General features: G+C 35.3%; 17 protein-coding genes and 1 tRNA gene. 6 read left to right on the forward strand and 12 right to left on the reverse strand.

Going from position 1 to position 18,999, the window contains the following annotated elements; translation table 11 throughout:
- Window positions 1-24 precede the first annotated feature (24 nt).
- The gene (locus ACMAYS_RS07555; protein ID WP_412463033.1) at window positions 25-996 is read left to right on the forward strand and encodes a hypothetical protein; all 972 of its coding nucleotides are present in this window, start codon (window positions 25-27) and stop codon (window positions 994-996) included.
- Here the strand turns inward: ACMAYS_RS07555 and ACMAYS_RS07560 are convergent.
- Together ACMAYS_RS07560 and ACMAYS_RS07565 are read right to left on the reverse strand one after the other, a co-directional pair.
- On the reverse strand, window positions 991-1,782 hold the full coding sequence (locus ACMAYS_RS07560; RefSeq protein ID WP_412463034.1) for a hypothetical protein: 792 nt from the start codon (window positions 1,780-1,782) through the stop codon (window positions 991-993). The genes ACMAYS_RS07555 and ACMAYS_RS07560 overlap by 6 nt on opposite strands.
- Window positions 1,782-2,951 carry a hypothetical protein gene (locus ACMAYS_RS07565; RefSeq protein ID WP_392990673.1) on the reverse strand — a complete coding sequence of 390 codons (1,170 nt, stop codon included), beginning with the start codon at window positions 2,949-2,951 and terminating at the stop codon, window positions 1,782-1,784. Before ACMAYS_RS07565 ends, ACMAYS_RS07560 begins: the two co-directional genes overlap by 1 nt.
- A gap of 81 nt (window positions 2,952-3,032) precedes the next feature.
- On the opposite strand from ACMAYS_RS07565, the gene ACMAYS_RS07570 reads away from it, so the two are divergent.
- Window positions 3,033-5,231, forward strand: a complete 2,199-nt coding sequence (locus ACMAYS_RS07570) for a hypothetical protein (RefSeq protein ID WP_103218820.1) — start codon at window positions 3,033-3,035, stop codon at window positions 5,229-5,231.
- Between the two features lie 14 nt (window positions 5,232-5,245).
- Window positions 5,246-6,331, forward strand: coding sequence for an RluA family pseudouridine synthase (locus ACMAYS_RS07575; RefSeq protein ID WP_392990671.1), 1,086 nt, complete (start codon window positions 5,246-5,248; stop codon window positions 6,329-6,331).
- Here ACMAYS_RS07575 and ACMAYS_RS07580 read toward each other — a convergent pair.
- Both ACMAYS_RS07580 and ACMAYS_RS07585 read right to left on the reverse strand, forming a co-directional pair.
- Window positions 6,294-7,022: an HAD family hydrolase gene (locus tag ACMAYS_RS07580; protein WP_412463035.1), complete on the reverse strand. Its 729-nt coding sequence runs from the start codon at window positions 7,020-7,022 to the stop codon at window positions 6,294-6,296. The two genes, ACMAYS_RS07575 and ACMAYS_RS07580, sit on opposite strands and share 38 nt — an antisense overlap.
- A gap of 70 nt (window positions 7,023-7,092) precedes the next feature.
- Window positions 7,093-7,695: a hypothetical protein gene (locus ACMAYS_RS07585; RefSeq protein WP_103218817.1), complete on the reverse strand. Its 603-nt coding sequence runs from the start codon at window positions 7,693-7,695 to the stop codon at window positions 7,093-7,095.
- Window positions 7,696-7,857: 162 nt separating this feature from the next.
- Here ACMAYS_RS07585 and ACMAYS_RS07590 point away from each other — a divergent pair.
- Window positions 7,858-7,933: transfer RNA gene (locus ACMAYS_RS07590), tRNA-His, on the forward strand.
- Between the two features lie 239 nt (window positions 7,934-8,172).
- Here ACMAYS_RS07590 and ACMAYS_RS07595 read toward each other — a convergent pair.
- Together ACMAYS_RS07595 and ACMAYS_RS07600 are read right to left on the reverse strand one after the other, a co-directional pair.
- Window positions 8,173-9,753: a hypothetical protein gene (locus tag ACMAYS_RS07595; RefSeq protein WP_412463036.1), complete on the reverse strand. Its 1,581-nt coding sequence runs from the start codon at window positions 9,751-9,753 to the stop codon at window positions 8,173-8,175.
- Window positions 9,746-10,492, reverse strand: a complete 747-nt coding sequence (locus tag ACMAYS_RS07600) for a TIGR02147 family protein (RefSeq protein ID WP_412463037.1) — start codon at window positions 10,490-10,492, stop codon at window positions 9,746-9,748. Before ACMAYS_RS07600 ends, ACMAYS_RS07595 begins: the two co-directional genes overlap by 8 nt.
- A gap of 616 nt (window positions 10,493-11,108) precedes the next feature.
- On the opposite strand from ACMAYS_RS07600, the gene ACMAYS_RS07605 reads away from it, so the two are divergent.
- Together ACMAYS_RS07605 and ACMAYS_RS07610 are read left to right on the forward strand one after the other, a co-directional pair.
- The gene (locus tag ACMAYS_RS07605) at window positions 11,109-11,669 is read left to right on the forward strand and encodes a hypothetical protein (protein WP_412463038.1); all 561 of its coding nucleotides are present in this window, start codon (window positions 11,109-11,111) and stop codon (window positions 11,667-11,669) included.
- Window positions 11,670-11,688: 19 nt separating this feature from the next.
- A complete protein-coding gene (locus tag ACMAYS_RS07610; protein WP_392990642.1) occupies window positions 11,689-13,260 on the forward strand; it encodes a flotillin family protein in 1,572 nt (523 codons plus the stop codon).
- 58 nt (window positions 13,261-13,318) lie between these two features.
- Here ACMAYS_RS07610 and ACMAYS_RS07615 read toward each other — a convergent pair whose 3' ends face one another.
- The 6 genes from ACMAYS_RS07615 to ACMAYS_RS07640 form a co-directional block, all read right to left on the reverse strand.
- Window positions 13,319-14,251, reverse strand: coding sequence for a hypothetical protein (locus ACMAYS_RS07615; RefSeq protein ID WP_412463039.1), 933 nt, complete (start codon window positions 14,249-14,251; stop codon window positions 13,319-13,321).
- Between the two features lie 160 nt (window positions 14,252-14,411).
- Window positions 14,412-16,028: a methyl-accepting chemotaxis protein gene (locus tag ACMAYS_RS07620; protein WP_392990638.1), complete on the reverse strand. Its 1,617-nt coding sequence runs from the start codon at window positions 16,026-16,028 to the stop codon at window positions 14,412-14,414.
- Window positions 16,029-16,250: 222 nt separating this feature from the next.
- Complete coding sequence (locus ACMAYS_RS07625) at window positions 16,251-17,210, reverse strand: FAD:protein FMN transferase (RefSeq protein ID WP_412463040.1); 960 nt, start codon at window positions 17,208-17,210, stop codon at window positions 16,251-16,253.
- Entirely contained in the window at window positions 17,207-17,611 is a 405-nt protein-coding gene (locus tag ACMAYS_RS07630) for a TlpA family protein disulfide reductase (protein ID WP_392990633.1), read from the reverse strand. Before ACMAYS_RS07630 ends, ACMAYS_RS07625 begins: the two co-directional genes overlap by 4 nt.
- A 49-nt stretch (window positions 17,612-17,660) precedes the next feature.
- Window positions 17,661-18,824: a DUF3570 domain-containing protein gene (locus ACMAYS_RS07635; RefSeq protein ID WP_412463041.1), complete on the reverse strand. Its 1,164-nt coding sequence runs from the start codon at window positions 18,822-18,824 to the stop codon at window positions 17,661-17,663.
- Window positions 18,811-18,978 (reverse strand): DUF4266 domain-containing protein, encoded by a 168-nt coding sequence (locus tag ACMAYS_RS07640; RefSeq protein ID WP_392990630.1) that lies wholly within the window; start codon window positions 18,976-18,978, stop codon window positions 18,811-18,813. Before ACMAYS_RS07640 ends, ACMAYS_RS07635 begins: the two co-directional genes overlap by 14 nt.
- Between the last annotated feature and the right edge of the window lie 21 nt (window positions 18,979-18,999).

Consider the following 18,999-nt stretch of genomic DNA (forward strand, 5'->3'; position numbering starts at 1 on the left):
GATAACTCTCGAAAGTATAGTTATATGAAAGCCGACAAAAGCTTTCTCTCAAAAAAAGACTCAGACACAATCTACTTCGCTTACACTTCTAGTTTAAATTCAAAAGTTGAATCACACAGTGACGAACTTATTGTTTCTTCTAAAATTGAATTTGGTGGAGATGCACTACTTTATAAGTTCATTTCTGCATTAAAAGAAAAGCTTAGTAATCTTGTTCTGATTGATGGTGGACAGATTTTAGAAAAAGAGTATGACCTTGCTGGCGAGTTGATCCTAAATCAATTGGCCAATTTCAATTATGATGCGATTCTCTTATCTGATCATGAATTAATTAATTTTAAAAATAACCTTCTTCCTCGTGAGCTTCCATTTGTAAATTCTAATCTTATTTCACTAGATACAAATTCAGCATTTAATCAATATGGTAATCAAGAGTATGTCGTTAAAGAAGTTGGTGGAATTAAGGTTGGAATTATTGGATTGACGCCATATAAGCCAAAGTTAAAAAAAGAAGATGGCCTAGAAGGGATCCTTTTTGATGATGTTGTTGCTCGTGTAATTGAAATCAAAAAGGCACTAAAGGGTAAAACTGACCTTAATATTGCACTTCTTCACTCACATACAGAGTGTAGCGATAAGATCGATTATAAATTTAAGAATTGTTCACTTGATAAGCAAGCAACAGAGACTATTCTTAAACGCTTACCCCCAGATACCTTTGACTTAATTTTCACTGGAAATAGTTTTGAACCATATATGCAAGTATCGGGCTATCCAATTATTTCAAATATAGGTCATGGTGAATTTATCACACTTGTAAGCTTTAACAAAAAGACAAAAGAAGTGAAGGCTGAACAAATTAGGGTATGTTCTCATTTTTATCAAGCCGTAGATAGCTGCTATATTGACCCAGAAGATATTGATAGTATCAAGAAAGTAAGAAAATCTCGTATTAAGCTAAAACCTGCTACAGTTTTTGGTAAAGAGATCTTATAAGCAAATAAGAATCCCCTCATCATTACAGAATGTACTAAGTCCAGGAGAGCAAAAACCTGCCGGAGATCCATTAAAACAAAGAGAAGGAAACTTCGTATCTAAAACCTTATAACCACGAGGGCAAGCTGGTTGATTCTTTGTTCCACACTTATCCTTTCCACAAAATTTACTGCCACCTTGTGCACAATTAAAGTCGACGACTTCGTAACTGCCTTCCTCACAAAGATCACACTTATACTTCACCACATCCTTACACTCGATATTCACACCGTGACAAAGAGTTCCACTTTTTAAAGTTTTAGATTTTAAATAATCCAAACCACCATTTACAAATACATTATCAAAATATGATTTCTTAAGTTGATTGTTAAATGGAGAAAACTTTTTAGAAACAGTATGATTTAGAAGAGGATAGTTTACACTCTCCCCATCAATTATAAGATTAAGCTTTATCTTATCCTGTACATGAAGATTCATCTTAAAATCACTAATTCCTTCTTTAGAAAGAATTGCATCATCATTAAAGCTACATTTCCCCGAGGATCTCTTAGTAACTCGGTACTCGCCTAGAGATTTATTAAATGGTGTTTTATAAAAGTAGCAATAGTCATTAAAGGTAAATAGAAGAAGCCATGTATTCTTCGGTTCATAAACCCCTTTACTTCCCTGATAGAGTTCATTAATTTGAAAGTTATTAGTAAAGGCCAACTCTTCTTCCAAAATGAAATTCTTTTGGTTGCAAGAAATGAAATTTAATAGAAGTAATAAACCCATTATAAACTTCATTATAGTGTCCTCATACAACGAAAAGCGATTTTATAATCTGATCCTATCTCGTTAGAAACAAAAGGATCAAAAGCAATATTATTAATGCCAAATCCCTCTCCATCCCAATATCCACGCATTCCGGTCTGATGAGCTTTTTGATGCCAACTAAAATAAAATGAAGCCAATTTTATATTTTCACTTGGATGAATAATATTTCTTAAGTATTCAAGTGGGCCGCCAAAAATTTCATAAACACCGGCCCATGAAACATTGTGACTATTTTTTTGGATATAATTCTGATCCAGACACTCACTAGAATAATCTTTTTTACAAAGTTTAATTCTTTCTTCTTTAGTTATTTCGTCAATATGAAATTCTTTCATGCGCTGAATTTTATTAATTAGAGTTTTGGTATTCTTTCTTTCCCATGGGTAAAAAGGCGCTCTTAAGTACTTTGTTGTCGTATCATTTAGATCTTCTGGATGAATTGATATAGCATCAAAGACACGGGCACTTAAAATTGATTTCCCTTGAAAAGAACAATAAGCATCCATCTCATCAATTGAAAGCCCGTAAGCATAAGAGTACTTATTTCTATCCTGTATTTTCTTTGCCGCTTCTTGAGCAACTTTATCTTTAGAGATCTTTGCCCAATTTAGAACTTCCCAATTTTGCACATGGTATTTATCAACAAAAATATTGCGATTGAAGTTATCCCACGAAATAGTTACATCTCTTTTATTGGCCAAGAACGGATAATATCTTTGAGGAACATAGACTTCCTGACAACTGTCGACAAAGCTAAGTTTAAGTTCTTCATCAAAGCCATCGGCCTTAACTGTATAATCATAGTAGCGGTAGCTAGGCATCTGATGGTAGCTGTAGTTACCCTTCAGCGTAATTGGTACTAATTTCTTATTAATATGGACATTGACAAGCTTCTTTTCCAGTAAACAGGCCATATACTCTGGAAAACATTGGTAATACTGGTCATCTACATAGCTAAGCTTCTTACACATTCCCTCTTTATCGAGGTGTGCGTTCTCCCATTCAAACTTTAATGTTTTAACAATTTCGATAATTTCTTCATTTGAAAGCTTAGGGCCAGAGCTTTTCTTCGTGAAAAGCCAATACCCGAGTCCAACACTCAGAATAAGAATGGAAGTAAAGATTATTTTTTTAAACATTTCTCACTTATATGTAACACCCAATCAATGGTAAAATTATAACTAGAAATCCCCTATGTTAAAAGGTTTCAAAGGAAGATTATGGATTGGTTAGATAGTTTAAATGATTTAGAAGTTAACGGAAATGAGACAATGTCATTTTTTGACTACTACGAGCTCTTCAAAAAATTTCCAGACAGGGAATTAAGACCAACTTCGGCCTATCTTCAAGACATGGTGGACTATTTTGGACGCGATGATCACGGACACCTCAATGTTTTTCAAAAAGATGATCAAGATGCTCCTGCAGTTTTTGGTCAATATAAAATTGAAGAAAAAATAATTGAGCAGTTAAGAAATTTTGCTGAAGAAGGTTTCAATAATAAATTTATTTTACTAGTAGGGCCAAATGGTTCATCTAAGAGCTCACTTGTAAAACGCCTTATGAAAGGTGCTGAAGATTACTCTAAAACTGATGAAGGTGCTCTTTACACTTTTAGCTGGATATTCCCAATCAATACTGTCATTAAGGGAAACCTTGGGCTTAACCAAACTCATTCTTCGGTAAATTTAAATTCTTATGCTTTATTAGAAGATAAAGATATCTCAGCAATTCTCGCTTCGGAGCTTAAGGATCATCCACTTCTTCTCATTCCAAAAGAAGTAAGAAAAGATATTATTCACTCAGCTTTTAACGACCAACCAGAGAAACTAGAAGAAATTGAAAAATCGTACCTTGTGCGCGGTGATCTTTCGAAAAGAAATCGTATGATCTACGATGCACTCTTAAAAAACTACAAGGGTAAACACGAAGAAGTATTAAAACATATCCGTGTTGAGCGCTATACAGTTTCTCGTCGCTATTCTCGTAGTGCCGTTACAATTGAGCCTCAATTACATGTTGATGCAAAAATGCAACAGATTACAATGGATCAAAGACTTGCATCACTGCCACCTTCTCTACAATCACTGAACCTATTTCAAATGTCAGGTGAAACAATTCATGCAAATCGTGGAATCCTAGAATACTCAGATCTTTTAAAGAGACCACTTGATACTTTTAAATATCTACTTATGACAATGGAATCTGGTTCAATTAATCTTGGTGGAATTCTAACTGAGCTTGATATTTTCTTTATTGGAACATCTAACGAAGTTCATTTAACAGCATTTAAACAACATCCAGATTTTAATTCATTTAAAGGACGTTTTACATTTATTCGCGTTCCTTACCTACTGGACTATAAGTGTGAGATGGATATTTATAAGAAGCAAATTGATAGCATTAAGGATCGTACTCGATTTGAACCTGGCTCACTTTCTGCCATTGCAAAATTCTCAGTTATGACGAGAATTCGCTCTTGTATGAGTAAACACTATGAAGACAACAAAAAATTATCTGCAATTGTGACAACTCTTAATCCACTTGAGAAATGCGCGCTTTACTCAAGTGACCGCCAACTTCCAGCCCACCTTAATGTTGAAGAAGCACAGCTTCTAAAACACAATATTGGAAAGGTTGAATCTGAGTTTGAATTCGATAATCTCTATGAAGGTAAGTTTGGTATATCTCCTCGTGATATCAAGAATATGATTTATCGCCTTGCGGACTTAAATAAAGATATTACTTTCATTGAAGTCCTTGAGTATTTCAGAAGAATTATCAACAAAAAGTCTGAGTATGACTTCTTAAACATGTCTGCCCATGGTGACTACCATAATCCAGAAAAGTTCATCCAACTTATTAATGAAGACTGTCTAGATCAATTTGATCGTCAGCTAAGAGGATGTCTTGGACTTGTCGATGATCGTTCATACGAAGAGTACCTAAAGAAGTATATTCAAAATATCAACGCACTTATTAAGGGTGAAAAGATAAAGAATGAAGTGACTGGAAAATATGAGGAAGGCGATGCTTACCAAATTAAAGAATTTGAAAACAATATTTCTTTAAAAGAAGACCCTTCAACTTTCCGTTCACACTTAATCTCTAAACTTGGGGCATGGTCGTTAGATAACCCAGGACAGAAAGTAGATTATATAAAGATCTTTCCTGAGGTTGTTGACCGTCTTAAAGAATCTTTTAGACAAGAGCAAGAGAAGGTCATTAAGAATATTTCTAAGAACTTAGTCTTCTTTGAAGCTGAAAAAAGTGGCAAGGATGTTCAAGGCCACATTCCTTTAAAGGAAGATATTAAGAAAGAAATTCAACAAATTATTGATAATCTTAATACAACTTATGGTTATTCACAGAACGGATCATTTGCGCTAATAAAGTATCTAATTAAAGAAAGATATTAGTACTTTATTAGATTATGGCCATTCTCAATAAGAAATTTACAACACAAGTATATGAAGTCACTTACTATGTTGAGGAAACTCAGCATGGTATGAGACTTGATCAATATATGCAAATCTATCTTGAGACTTGGTCACGTCAAGAAGTAAAGAAACGTATCAAGGCAGGCGATGTTCAAATCATTGGCCGCCCTGGAAAACATCGTCCTTCAACAACTCTCCACTACAAAGAAAGAATCTTCTTTAGAATCGAAAGAACAACTCAAGAAGATGAGTACTGGCGTGGTGAATTAATTGAGTTAGACGAGAAACCAGAGATTATCTTTGAAGACAAAGAGCTTATTGTTATGAATAAGCCTCCTTATATGGCCTGCCACCCTACTGGTCGCCACCTCTTCTACTGTGCAACTGTTATGTTTGAAGAGAAGTATGAAAAAACCATTCACTCTATTCACAGGCTTGATCGTGAAACATCAGGGGTTATGATGTTAGGAAAAGAGCCCCAGATAGCCAACTTAATGGGTGAAGAGTTTATCCACGATCGCGTAAAGAAGTGTTACTTCTTTATCGCCAAGGCAAATGAAGACTACAACGGCGAAATCGAGTTCTATTCAGATGAGCGACTTGGCGCTGGTGAAGAAGGTTTAAAGCGTGTCTATATCGACTCTTACCCTGTTGATTCCCATGAAGGTAAACACGCCTACACAGACTTTAAGGTTTTATTTAAGGAAGGCGACTATGTTATTGGCTTGGCCTTCCCTCAAACAGGACGCCAACATCAGATTAGAGTTCACGCTATGCTTAGAGGACTTCCACTAGTTGGCGATAAGCTCTACCTTGGCTCATTTGAAATGTTTCAAAGATTTAAGGACAATTTAGCGAGCCCAGAAGAATATGATCAAATGGAGCACAATCGCCACTGTCTTCATGCCATAGGACTCAAGCTTCACTATAAGGGTGAAGATCGCATGTATATTTCTTCACTGCCAAAAGATTTCATTCCACTTATTAGTGAGAGATTTACAACTCCAGTTGGAGAAATTGAATCAACAGTAAAAGACGCTGCTAGAGATTATTTTTCAGGTAGTTTAAAACCCCGCTAGGCCCTGCATTCTCGCTTCCTTCAAGAATTACGTGAGGCTTAACTGCAAGCTTATCGAGAACTGATTTAATATTTGAAACACCAATTGATGTTTTTACTTTATCAAACATTGATTGATCATTAAGGCTATCTCCAAAATAGATAGCATCTTCGGCCATATTTAAATTTGGATAGAACTTATTAAAGAGTACTTTCGTTGCATTTGCTTTTGAAAGATTTCCACACCAAAAGTTTAAGTGCACATTAGACGTTGAGTAGTTAATCCCCTCTTCATCCATAAGGTGGCAGATTTCATTTTTAAACTTCTCATCTTCAAGATCACAAAGCTCAATTGCACGATCAGCAACTCGTCCTAGAGAGTCACTTGTTAAATAAAGGTTAGGATATTTTTCTTTAAGCTTTATACAAAAGGCTTCAAGTTTTGCTAACTCACTTTCAGGAACAAGAAATTCATTTTGAATAAGTCCTGCTTTATCACGCCAGCTAATTGCTCCCCCACCCTCAGAGATAACAATTGGAAGTGAAGTAAAGTGAGTGATTAAAAAGTGTGCCCAAGAAATTGAGCGGCCTGTAACAATGACAAAAGGGACTTTCTTCTCATCTGCTATTTTTAAAATATCGAAAAGCTCACTACTCATTTCTGTGTGATGAGTAAGTGTTCCGTCGAAATCTGAGAGAATAATTTTTGTCATTGGATAGTCCTCTTAATTAAAAAGGCGGCACTAGGCCGCCTTCTTAGTTATATATAATTTCTGGAAGATATTATAGTGGAAACGATACACCAGCAAGGAATGCTGTGAATGAATCTTTAAGTCCAACTTGAACTTCCATTGTTCCATTAAGGTGTTTAAAACCTTCGATTGGAAGTTGTCCGTTGATACCAGTGTTAAGACTGATTGTTGTATCGTAAGTTTTAGTGTCACCATTTAGTGAAAGCCCTACTGGTAGTGAAGCATATGGATAAGCTTCTTTACCCCAGAAAGAGAATCCCTTAGTGATAGTTGGTGCCATCGAGATTTTTGTAATCCCTTGGTCAAACTCAGTTGAACGCTCTAAAATCCCTTTCACAGAAACTCTTGGTTGTTGCATATAATCTGGATAGATTTCATAGTCAGCACCAACAAATAGTCTTTGTGAACGCTCACCACCTGAGATACCAATCCCACCGTCTACAATTAATTTTTCATCTAGTTTTTGAGTGTAACGAACTTGCATACCCATTCCGCCCTTATCAGACGTAATTCCAGTAAGTTCCGTTGCAATTTGCTTGCTTCCGCTAAGCATTGGCATCGTTGATTGACCAATCCCATAAGCAAAAATTGAAGCTTGTGAAAGCATCATTAATGATAGAAATACCTTTTTCATATATCCTTCCTAGTTTTTTGGTAACTTCACTAATCATTTTAATGCCTTGGAGCATTTATATGCAAGATATTCCTAGGACGCTTCGCACAAACCTTACACATTATGCAATTAACTGTTGACTCATAAGGCCCAAGCATTTATAAATAATTCCACATTCTTATGGTGACCGTAGTTCAGTTGGTAGAGCGCCAGATTGTGATTCTGGTTGTCGTGGGTTCGAGCCCCATCGGTCACCCCATTTAAAAAAGCCTTCCTTTGCGAAGGCTTTTTTTATTCCTGAAATCAAAAGCTATGAAAACGATGAGGCGAGAAGCGAACGAGCGCGCGATAGCGAAGAGCTGGCCCGGACGGCCAGCGGAAGCGAGTGAGTCGGCGACGATTGCTTGAGCGTGATGCGAAAGCATGAGGAGGAGCCCCTCCGCATACAACATCACTTTGCCACGATGGCCGCAAAGCGGGGTCACCAACTCTACATACCTAGTAACAACCTTCAATAAAATTCTCATTCTCATTAAGACAAAATCTGTAATATGGTTTCCAATTGATTGTTCGGCCATCCACCATCTTGAAGTTAAATGAACCAAAGTTTTCATGGATAGCTGACGCTATTTTACCGTTATCATGAAACTTAATTTCACCATCCAAAACAATTTCCTTCCCTTGTAGAACAGTTTCCATGCTATCAATGCGTCCACTTATTAAATTACCTAAATCATTGAACTCTATTTGCCCGGTAAACTCAAACGATCTGTCTGCTAAGCCTACATTTATAGCAGACTCCGTTATCACTAACTTTGCAATCTCATCCTCGTGAAAAATAACTTCGCTTAAGGTTTCAAATGAAATGCCATTAAACTCAAGATCTCTAGCTTCTCCAAAATTTATTTTTTTAAAACCAAGGTTTGTCTTTAAGCTAAATGAGTTAACGGGGTTCCATTTGTTTTGAAAAAATAAGAGCCCGCCGGCCCAGTCAGAAGAAGATGAGCAAGTGAAATCAACGACGTTCCCCATAGAGACTTCTAGCTTTATTTTTCTTTTTCCAGAACATATTAGATTCGTTGAGGATAAATTTAAATTTACTTCACCATCTGTATCAATATTTTTTAAGTTACCATTTTCATTAAATACAACTCTCAAAATGTCTCCATTCAGTATTACCAAACCAAGATCATTTAATTTAAACTTCAATGGGTTATTTACAGAAAAGTCTCCCACTTCCTTTATCTGTGAGTTCTTGTAGAATGAGATCGTCTGAGCAGGAAAGTCTATCTCATTACTCCCAATCTTTATTTTTTGATTTTCTTTGTAAGACTCTGCATACCCACTTTTTAACTTGGAATCATTATAAAATGTAAAACCATTTTCTCTTCTAGTACCGTTCCTCCATGAAAAGAGCGAGAAAGTTACCCCATGTGCATCGAAGTGACGAAAGTCAATTGACTTAATTAACTCAACGTAATCTCGCAGTGATTGGGATGAGATACTATTCGTACTCAAACGAGCGTTTAAATACCTCGCAGAAATTGAGTTTGTGTGACCAGAAATGTTTACAGCTTCTCGAAGAATTAGCTCGTGCAAGATTGCTGAAGCCTTAGAGGTATTATCCATTAAGTCCCATAATTTTTTATCTATGGTATACCTTTTTTGTCCTGGAAACCTTGGAGTCCTCTGAACAATAACTTGCTCCAAAGAACAAGAGGGAGGTATTCGGCCATCAATAGTATCTGGAACATCAATTAAGTTATCTGAAGTAAATTCGGTTTCAGAAAAAAATAAATCAAACCAATTTTGATACAACTTTTTTCGACTCGGATTAATATCATTAAGTCGATTTAATGCTAGCTCAACTTTTTTTTCAACACTTAATGTCTCAGCACCAAGATCAATATTTAATCCATAAACAGCTTTAGCCTCGTATAGGTCATAGAATTGCACATAGGTCTTTCCATCTGTCTTAGTGCACAGTATTCCATCTCCACCATTTCCTGTCTCATGCCCTGCATACACCGCTCCTGATGTGATAATAGACAAAAATAATAATAAAATCTTTCTATTCATTTTCGATCTCCTTACGCTTCCTACTTAAAGGGAATAATTGAACTGACAATTTATAAACTTCTTTTTTACTTCCAGTTTCCAGTTTCTTAGACAATCGTTTTCTAAACGACTTAATCATCTTTTTTGCTTCATCGATTTTAGAGGGGTCGATGGCCATAGTAACAGTTGAAAAATCCCTCTCTTCAATTGGATCATTGAGAACGGAATTCATAGCGAGTTCTAGAGTTTGAACTGTATGATTCTTTAGTGAAACATTTAAGATATCTGTAGGTGTTTTATATTGGATGCCTGATGCTTCAAAGCTTCCATCTTTGTTTTCCACTAACATTTCAAGTTTTATAAGCCTATCTAGAGCGAACTTTGCTTCTCTCCGTGAAATATTTAATCTCTTGGATATCCATTCAGGCTGTGCTTTAAAATTTGGAATTTCGGCCAAAGATAGAATCGCAAAGTAATACCAATCAGAAATGGCCTTAAAATAGTCCAATGATAAATTAGATTCTTCTTTATCTTTCGAACCTGATAATATTTTCTCCGACTCGATAGGATTAACTCCAAGACCAGACAAAATTTTTTGTCCCATCTTTATTGTAATGGCTCTTTTTCCATTCAATATCTCAGATAAAGCTGAAACTTGAATGCCTAACCGATTAGCATAAGCCCTCAGCGAATAAGATGGATTCTTTGCCCTTGCATTTGCAAATTCATTTGAAAGTCTTTCAATTATCTCGTTTTGCATAAGAAGATTTTTGCAGATAAACAATAGAACAACAACAGGTTTTAGAACAAAGTGTTCTGTTTTACTTTTAGAACACAGAAATATTGTTCAATCATTTTCCATTACACATTATTCCTTGCCACAGCCGGATGTGACACTACGCTCGGGAAAGTTTTGGCCGTAAACGACAAAGTAGTGGGTGGCCCTAACGATGAGGGTCCCCCGCGAGGCCACGACGGCCGCAAAGCGGGGTCACCAACTCTACACTAATACGCACAAAATTCTTGGTAAAATACTTACTATCTTCAATTTTGATATCTTAATTTTTAAATAGGCACTTTATAAGTAAAAACAAATAAGAGAAATTATTTCTAATATACTTGCTCTCTATTTTTTTAAAAAAAATTTAATCAAAGAAAGTGATAAAAAACAAAAATGATCACTTTTAGTGCTCCAAAACAACTGAAACCTCCATAATATAAAATCGAATACTTACAAAACAAACCTATATTTAAAATAAAGAACAAAAACCACCAATTCCCTCTCCCAGAGCCACTCTAGACATTTTTACCCCCTAACTACTAATTCTTTTTTCCATATACTTAAAAATGAACAATATTTAATTTTTGGAGATTGGATGAAAGAGATATTTTCTCAAAACCCAGTTTATGCAGTCATGGCATTTGCGGGAACACTGCTATTTGTTTTAAAAATGCTTCTTCTTTTTGTAACGGGTGATGGAGACACGGACTTCGATGGTGACATTGACATTGAACATACAGATGGTGGCGAAGCTTTCACTCTTGTTTCGACTCAATCAATACTTGCTTTCTTTATGGGCGCAGGGTGGATTGGACTTGCAGCAAAACAAGAATGGGAAATGTCTGATATGTATGGAGTAATTGCGGCCGGTGTTTTTGGTTTTGTGATGATGCTTTTCAGTTCTTTTATAACTTTTCAAATTAAAAAATTTAATAATATTCCAAAAGTAAATATTAAAGAAGCAATTGGAAGAACAGGACGTGCATATACAAATATACCTGCAAAGGGTGAAGGTATTGGACAAGTCGAAATCACTATTGGAAATAAACAACAGATTCTACAGGCTAGTAGCAAGGGTGAAGCGATTAATGCATTTGAGAGCATCAAAGTTCACTATGTTGATGACTCAGGAAACTTAATCGTTAAGAAAGCATAATATTTAAGGGAGATTACTCATGCTATTTAGTACTTTCGGAATAATGGGAATAATTGTTGTTCCTGTTTTAATTCTGCTTTTTGCGGCAATCTTTTTATCAAAACAATATAAAAGATGTCCATCAAATCAAATCTTAGTTATCTACGGAAGTGTAGGTACAGGACAATCTGCAAAATGTATTCATGGAGGAGGTTCGTTTGTTATTCCTCTTTTACAAGATTATACATATCTATCACTTGAGCCGCTTACAATTGAAATCGATTTAAGAAGTGCACTTTCTAAAAAGAATATTAGAGTAAATGTTCCGTCAACATTTACAGTTGGTATTTCAACGACTTCAAATATCATGACGAATGCAGCAGAACGTCTTCTAGGTCTTTCGACGGGTGAGATATCAAATCAGGCCCAAGATATTATTCTAGGACAAATGCGTCTTGTTATTGCAACTCTTGCTATTGAAGAGATCAACCAAGATAGAGAGAAATTCTTAGATCTAGTTAATAAGAACGTAAACCTTGAGCTTAATAAAATTGGTCTTGATGTAATTAACGTTAATATTAGAGATATTACAGATGAATCTGGATATATTGAAGCCATTGGTAAGAAAGCTGCCGCAGAAGCAATTAATAAAGCGAAAGTAGAAGTTGCTGAGCAAGATAAAGATGGTGCTATTGGTGAAGCAAACGCTAACAAAGAAAAAGAAGTTCAAGTCGCCAATCAAGTTGCTGAATCAGAAGCAGGACAAAAAGAAGCTGAGAGAAATAAGAGAATTCGTATCGCAAAATATGAAGCAGAAGGTGTTACTGGAGAAGCAGCAGCACTAAGAGAGCAGGAAGTTGCACAAGCAAAGCAAAGAGCGATTACAGAGCAAGGAAAGAAAGAAGCTTTAAAAGAGCAAAGAGTCTTCGTTGCAATCCAAGAAGCAGAGTCTGTAAAGGGTGAGAATGAGTCAAAAGCAAATATTGCAGAATACGATGCTACCTTAAAAGAAAAGCAAGCCGATGCGGCCAAGCGTGGTGAAGTTGCACTCGCTCAAGCACAGAAAGCAGTACTAGAAGCTCAGAAACTAGAAGAGATTGCAAGACTTGAAAAAACAGAACTTGCACAAGAAGAGATTAATAAGAGAAAAGTTGAAATTACAGCAGAAGCAGAAGCCGAAAGACAAAGAAGAATTGCAAAAGGTGAAGCGGATGCAATTTTAGCGAAATATGAAGCTGAAGCTCAAGGTATCCAAAAAGTACTTGAGGCCAAGGCCCAAGGTTACCATAAACTAGTTGAAATTGTTGGTGATGATAAGAGGCTTGTCCCTACCCTACTTATGGTAGAACAACTTCCAGAAATCATCGCACAACAAGTTAAGGCCGTACAAGATCTTAAGATCGATAAAGTTACTGTTTGGGACGGTGGCGGAAATAGTCACAATGGAAAAAGTGCAACATCAAACTTCTTAAGTGGATTGATAAACTCACTTCCAGCAGTACATGAACTTGCAAAACAAGCAGGTGTTGATCTTCCTGAATTTCTCGGACAATTAACACCACCAGAAAATAATGCCATTGAGAGTGTCCCTCCAACAAGTCACAATCAATAAAATATGGGCCCTCTTAAATAAACTAAGAGGGCCATTTTTCAGATATTGATTTTTAAAATTAATTTATACAGACAAAATTCTCATAGCGAACAGGTTTGCGTCCATTAGACAATGCCGTCCTAAATGAACTTAAATTTGAGTGATCAATTGTTCCCCAAACAAAATCAGTGTCATTTGTATTTTCTACAACAAATTTTCTCTGAATTGCTTTAGCAAGTCCCCTGCCCTTCCAATTTTTATCAATGAAAATTTCATGAAAATAGATACCTTCATGACCTAAGAATGAAGAGCGTTCAGCAGATATTAAACCAATTTGTTCATCTTCTAAGAAGACTAATTGTAGGAGCCCTTGCTTCATAGACACCTCCATCGACTCATGAGTGTTTACACACACTTTCTTAGAAAGCTCTGGAGCATCACGATTAAACTCTTCGTAACCACTTCTATACCAGTTGTAATAAGAGTCATCATTAATAACCTTAAAACTCAACTCTTCCTCTAATGGCCAAGACTTAAGAGATTTCATTTCTCTAGTTGTCGTAACTAAATAAGTTGCAGCGATCATATCTACATCTCTTAACTCCAACGATGAATGAAAACAGATATAAAGTGGTTTAAATTTAACAAACTCATGTTTAACATTCTCGTATAAACTGAGTGCTTCATTTGTCGTTAAATTGAAATTAGCAAGAAATTGGATAAATGGAATATCAACATTACCACCCATATGACGAATTCCATAGATTAGCTTTCTATCATCATCGAACTGAATAACTCTTTCTCTATATTCCTCTGCAAAAACTCCATCAATTGAAAAATAAGAATGCCGTTCTTGCATTACTTCATAAGAATTTAGCTCTTCAAATTCTTCTTTGATTTCAGCGCTAATATTACCAAGTGCTAAACCAGTATCAATTTTAAATTCACTTAGATTAAATGTGTCTAATTGCGCCTGTGCAAAAGAATGCACATCATTTTTATTTAAATTCATTTATTTACCCTTTGTATAATTTGATCATTAAAAGGGCATATTTGAAATTTATTTTTGACTGACTCGCAGAGACAAAACGGTGAGAAATTAATGTCAAGATAGATATATCTCTAAAATACACTTAAGCTTAGATCATAAGCTTAAGTGCATTTGGGGTTATTTAAGCGGCCATCTTGTTAGGAGATGACTCCGAGGAATTTTCTTCACCAAGAATAAGTTTTTGGATATTTACGATTGATCCATTTACAGATCCGACCTGTTGTTGCAATTGTTGTGCAATTCCAGACGTTTCTCTAGCAATACCTGTATTCGACTTAGAAAGTACATCAACTCTAGAAATTGAACTTTGTAGTTGAGAAATACCACTAGACTGTTCTTGAGTCGCTGATGAGATTTCAGCGATAGAAGATGAAACACCTGCAACACTTGTAACAATATTTTCAAGAATATCTTCACACTCTTTTGCGATATTTGTACCACTTGTTACATTGCTTCTTGCTGATTCAACGACACTTGTAATCCTTTCCTGTGATTCACTTACAATATGATTTACTTGATCAACACTTGAAGAGAGCATATCAGTGATCTCAACTGCAGCTACACCACTCATCTGTGCAAGTTTCCCAACTTCCTCAGCTACAACTGCAAATCCTTTACCGGCTTCTCCTGCTCTTGCCGCTTCTACTGAAGCATTAAAAGATAGAAGTTTAGTTTGAAAAACAATGTCATTAATAATTTGAGTCTTTTCATCAATGCTGTTTATTAGTGTAGCAATCTCTTTCATTTTATCATTATTGATATCGAGTTCTTTAACAATAGTATCAATACTTCCATTAATTGAGTCCATTGAGATATTCATATCTCCTACAATGTCCTTCCCCTTAGAAGCTTTATCTAAACTCTCTGTCGCTAGCTCATTTGATCTCTTTGCATTTTCTGCTGTCATTCTAACCATTGAGCTTATCTCTTCTAGTGAAGCACTAGATTCATGTAATGAAGAGTCTTGATTTTCACTTGAAGCTGAAAGTTTTTGAGATGAAGATGAGATATTATCTGCACTGGCAGTAAGAAAGTTAGAGCTATTTGATAGTATGTCTAAAGTATTTCTAATTGATGTTGAGATCTTATTAGCAAAGATAATTCCGATAACAAGACAACTTGAAATACCTGATATTGTTAAGATGATTAGTAATTTATTAATAAATGCGATTGTTTTAGAAGTTTCTTCAGATAATTTAGCGGCTTTAGTAATTTCATCTCGAATACTCTGATTATATTGATCTAGTGCATATTGAAAGTCTGCTGCTGCTTTTGGGCAATGAACTAAAAATATATCTAATAGTTTTGCACGAGACTGAACATCATATACTTTTGCTAGATTGATTGCTTCAACACCAACTTTCTTAAAGCTGGCCCATTGTGCACCTAACTTATTATATAACTCAAGTTCTTCTTTTGTTTTAATCATAGTTTTAAGTTCAGATGCAGCTTCCTCATATTGGCCGACAACTTTTAGAGCTCCTTCAATGGCCGCAAAACGATCCTCTTTACTCAAATTATCTAATCCAAGAGTTCTAACTTGAATTCTCGTTTTTTGATAATTTACATCCATCCTATTTAATAAAGTTGTTCTAGGAATAACACTTTGATTAACTTCATCTGAAACTTCAATAAACTTTTTGAAGCCAAATAAAGCAACACCACCAATAATCAAACTTACTGATGACATGAAAAAACACAATAATAATAATTTCTTTTTAAAACTTGCTCTAAACATTTTTTTACTCTCCGATGAATGCCTAACGCCCCACTCTTTACTCTAGATTCTATACACAGTATTTACGAAGATAATTTATTGAATTCTCTAAATACTTAAGAACACTTCGTCACCTCCTGTATTTTTATTTAGAAAATAAATAAAAAAACTTTCAATCACGCCAAATAAACAAGGCATATTGATCAAGTAAATTACAAATTCAGCTACTTGGGATTTATTGATTTATAGTCCAAAAGAAGAAAGTGCTCTAACCGAAAGATGAGTTTTGCCATTTCTATCAATCACAAAGCCAATAAGTTTCTTATTATCTAAATATCTAATTGCTTCAATGACATCTAAATTCATTAAAATAGTGGCCGTAGTATCGGCCTCAACTGTATTTTCTGCAATAACAGTACAAGCTATTATTTCATCATTACTAAAACCACTTCTTGGATTCACAATATGATGATCACTCTTCCCCTCACTGTTAGGATTGAAGTGAATATAACCGCCAGAAGAAGCAATACTTCCTGTCGAAACTTGTAATACTCCGATAGACTTTGATGAATCTGCTGAAAAAGGATTTTTAATACCGATACGCCAGGCTCTTGGTGCGTTTGGTAGTGAGTGTACACGAATATCACCTGAACCATTTATATAGAAGTTAGAAATACCTTCTTTTAATAATAGTTCATAAACCATATCAATCGCATAACCTTTACCAATACCACCAAGCCCAATTCGCATTTGTTTGAAAGGAAGAAAAATGCATTTAGAAAAATAATTCATCTGAATATTGCGATAATCAATAAAAGCTTTCATCTGTGTTCGCTCAGGTAGACTTAGTGTTCTACCATTCTCTTTAGCTTCACGCCATAAATGGCCGATTGTTGCAAATGAAATATCAAAAACACCATTAGATTCTCTTGATATCCTATTTGCGATCTTAATAATATTCCAAATCTCGTCATCAACCTTAACTGGTCTAATTCCTGCATACTTATTTACTTCATTAAATGGACTCTCTTCAAAGTCTGTAAATTTTGACTGAATACGAAGGACTTCGTTTTCTGCTTTATGAAAAATTTTTAATACATCCTCACGAGATAGAAAGCTTTGTGGAAAGCAAAGAAGTTGAAATTCCCCGCCCATGGCAGAAAACCTATATTCACAAGTTAGTTGATTTTCGTTATGAATCAAAACGATATTTCCTTTGGTGGCCGATCTGAGCTGTATAAAATATTTCGATTCTTATCGATAATAATAGAGCGTGGCAGCTCAGTTACTCCTAGTTGTTTTGAAACTCTTCGGTCACTATCTTCAAGGATAAGGTAAGAGAATATATTCTTTGTTAAAAATCTTTTTATCTTTTTTCTTTTCTCTCCAGCATTGATTGCAATGAAAAGTATTTTTTTATCTACATATTTAGACTTTAGACCTTCTAGCTCATCGATTTCCTGGATACATGCGCTACACCAAGATGCCCAAAAGTTTAAATAAACTCTTTCATAGTTTTTAGAATAATGAGCTAGATTAAATTCTTCTTTTGTGTCGTAAATAGGAAGTGTAAAATTATCAATTTTGTTCGCAAAAATATTCATTCTTATGAAAAAACATATAATTAAAAGTATGGACTTCATCATTGCCTCCTTAGAATAGAAATCCAACAGAGGATTGAATATATGCATATATTAGGCCATTTGAGCGTTTGGCAAATGTGACCCCATTATTCCAAATAATATCTTCAAATTCAGTACCATAAATATTTTTAGAATCGTAATTACTAGAGAGAAAAGCACTTAGCTCATAGGATGAAAAGTCCGCGAGATCGGAGTCACTTGTCATAAAATCCTTAGGAGTCACAAATGAGTCTTGGTAGTACTTAACACTTGTTTGATTATGATAACGAAGCGCAAGCTCGATAAAATCCTCATCATCATTAATTTCTTTAAGCAAAGCAAGTCTTAAAGTGTGTGCACTCAAATCCCATTGATCAAAGTAATAACGATATGAGATATTTGTAGCGACTTCATCACTATAACCATGAACCCATTTAGAAGAGATTGCGTAGCGACTTCGAGTTTCAGGTAATTTCTCTACTTGCCTTATACCACCAACAGAGACTGAACTGGCAGTTGACTCTAAATTCTTACTGGCATGTACAAATGTAAAGTCCATTTGCATAATGTCTTGTCTTGTTAATATTTGCGACGCTGTTAAACTCGCTGCAAAGATATCACGTGGCAGAAAATCTGAGATTTTGGCCGTAGGAGGAGAGCTTAAGTCCTCAAATAACATTACCTCATCATTATAGTATTGAAGATTTAACCCTAATGTAAAATTGTCCTTGGCCATTGACCTCTGAACGCCTAAACTTGCATTAAAGGATCGATAGTCGTACTCAGAAGAGAATCCAATTGATACACTTGTTTCCCAATCACTAACTTCTTTGCGCACACCAATATTACCTGAGAATCGAGATTGCTCTTTACGACCTGCTCCACTGGCCCCTGTCGATCCATCAAGCTTTGTATCAGAAGCAGCAGTCCAAAAATCAAAAACAAAATGTGCATTAATAGCAGTACTTTCTGTTATTTGATGTTCTATAAAGATCATAGGCTCAATAACATTTGCCTCTTCCTTTCCGGAGTCATCATAAACTTGATTACCTTCATCACCATTTTGATGATAAATATTAAAAAGTAGTTTAAATTTGGTTTTTCCACTTTCCATCATTTCAGCAAATGTATTTTTTGTTGCAAGAAATAACAAGATACTTCCAAACAATACTTTGTTGAGATTAGTTGCATCCACATCCACCCCCAACAGCATTTGTACCGCCAACAGCACCTTCTCTAAAAGCACGTACTTCATTTTGAAAAATACTTTCTTCAGGATGGGGATCTAATTGCATAATTTGTTTTGATAATAGTCCACGATCAATTTGATCGACATTAGCGCAAGACATAAATATTAGTAAAAATATAAA

The sequence above is a fragment of the Halobacteriovorax sp. RT-2-6 genome (assembly GCF_047085025.1).
In the GTDB taxonomy this organism is placed as follows: Bacteria; Bdellovibrionota; Bacteriovoracia; order Bacteriovoracales; family Bacteriovoracaceae; genus Halobacteriovorax_A.

Coding starts and splice junctions, on each gene's coding strand:
- ACMAYS_RS07575 (WP_392990671.1), top strand. CDS start 5,246: ATGGCCATTCTCAATAAGAAATTTACAACACAAGTATATGAAGTCACT.
- ACMAYS_RS07580 (WP_412463035.1), bottom strand. CDS start 7,022: ATGACAAAAATTATTCTCTCAGATTTCGACGGAACACTTACTCATCAC.
- ACMAYS_RS07620 (WP_392990638.1), bottom strand. CDS start 16,028: ATGTTTAGAGCAAGTTTTAAAAAGAAATTATTATTATTGTGTTTTTTC.
- ACMAYS_RS07610 (WP_392990642.1), top strand. CDS start 11,689: ATGCTATTTAGTACTTTCGGAATAATGGGAATAATTGTTGTTCCTGTT.
- ACMAYS_RS07585 (WP_103218817.1), bottom strand. CDS start 7,695: ATGAAAAAGGTATTTCTATCATTAATGATGCTTTCACAAGCTTCAATT.
- ACMAYS_RS07555 (WP_412463033.1), top strand. CDS start 25: ATGAAAGCCGACAAAAGCTTTCTCTCAAAAAAAGACTCAGACACAATC.
- ACMAYS_RS07565 (WP_392990673.1), bottom strand. CDS start 2,951: ATGTTTAAAAAAATAATCTTTACTTCCATTCTTATTCTGAGTGTTGGA.
- ACMAYS_RS07600 (WP_412463037.1), bottom strand. CDS start 10,492: ATGCAAAACGAGATAATTGAAAGACTTTCAAATGAATTTGCAAATGCA.
- ACMAYS_RS07615 (WP_412463039.1), bottom strand. CDS start 14,251: ATGAATTTAAATAAAAATGATGTGCATTCTTTTGCACAGGCGCAATTA.
- ACMAYS_RS07640 (WP_392990630.1), bottom strand. CDS start 18,978: ATGTCTTGCGCTAATGTCGATCAAATTGATCGTGGACTATTATCAAAA.
- ACMAYS_RS07630 (WP_392990633.1), bottom strand. CDS start 17,611: ATGAATATTTTTGCGAACAAAATTGATAATTTTACACTTCCTATTTAC.
- ACMAYS_RS07605 (WP_412463038.1), top strand. CDS start 11,109: ATGAAAGAGATATTTTCTCAAAACCCAGTTTATGCAGTCATGGCATTT.
- ACMAYS_RS07595 (WP_412463036.1), bottom strand. CDS start 9,753: ATGAATAGAAAGATTTTATTATTATTTTTGTCTATTATCACATCAGGA.
- ACMAYS_RS07560 (WP_412463034.1), bottom strand. CDS start 1,782: ATGAAGTTTATAATGGGTTTATTACTTCTATTAAATTTCATTTCTTGC.
- ACMAYS_RS07570 (WP_103218820.1), top strand. CDS start 3,033: ATGGATTGGTTAGATAGTTTAAATGATTTAGAAGTTAACGGAAATGAG.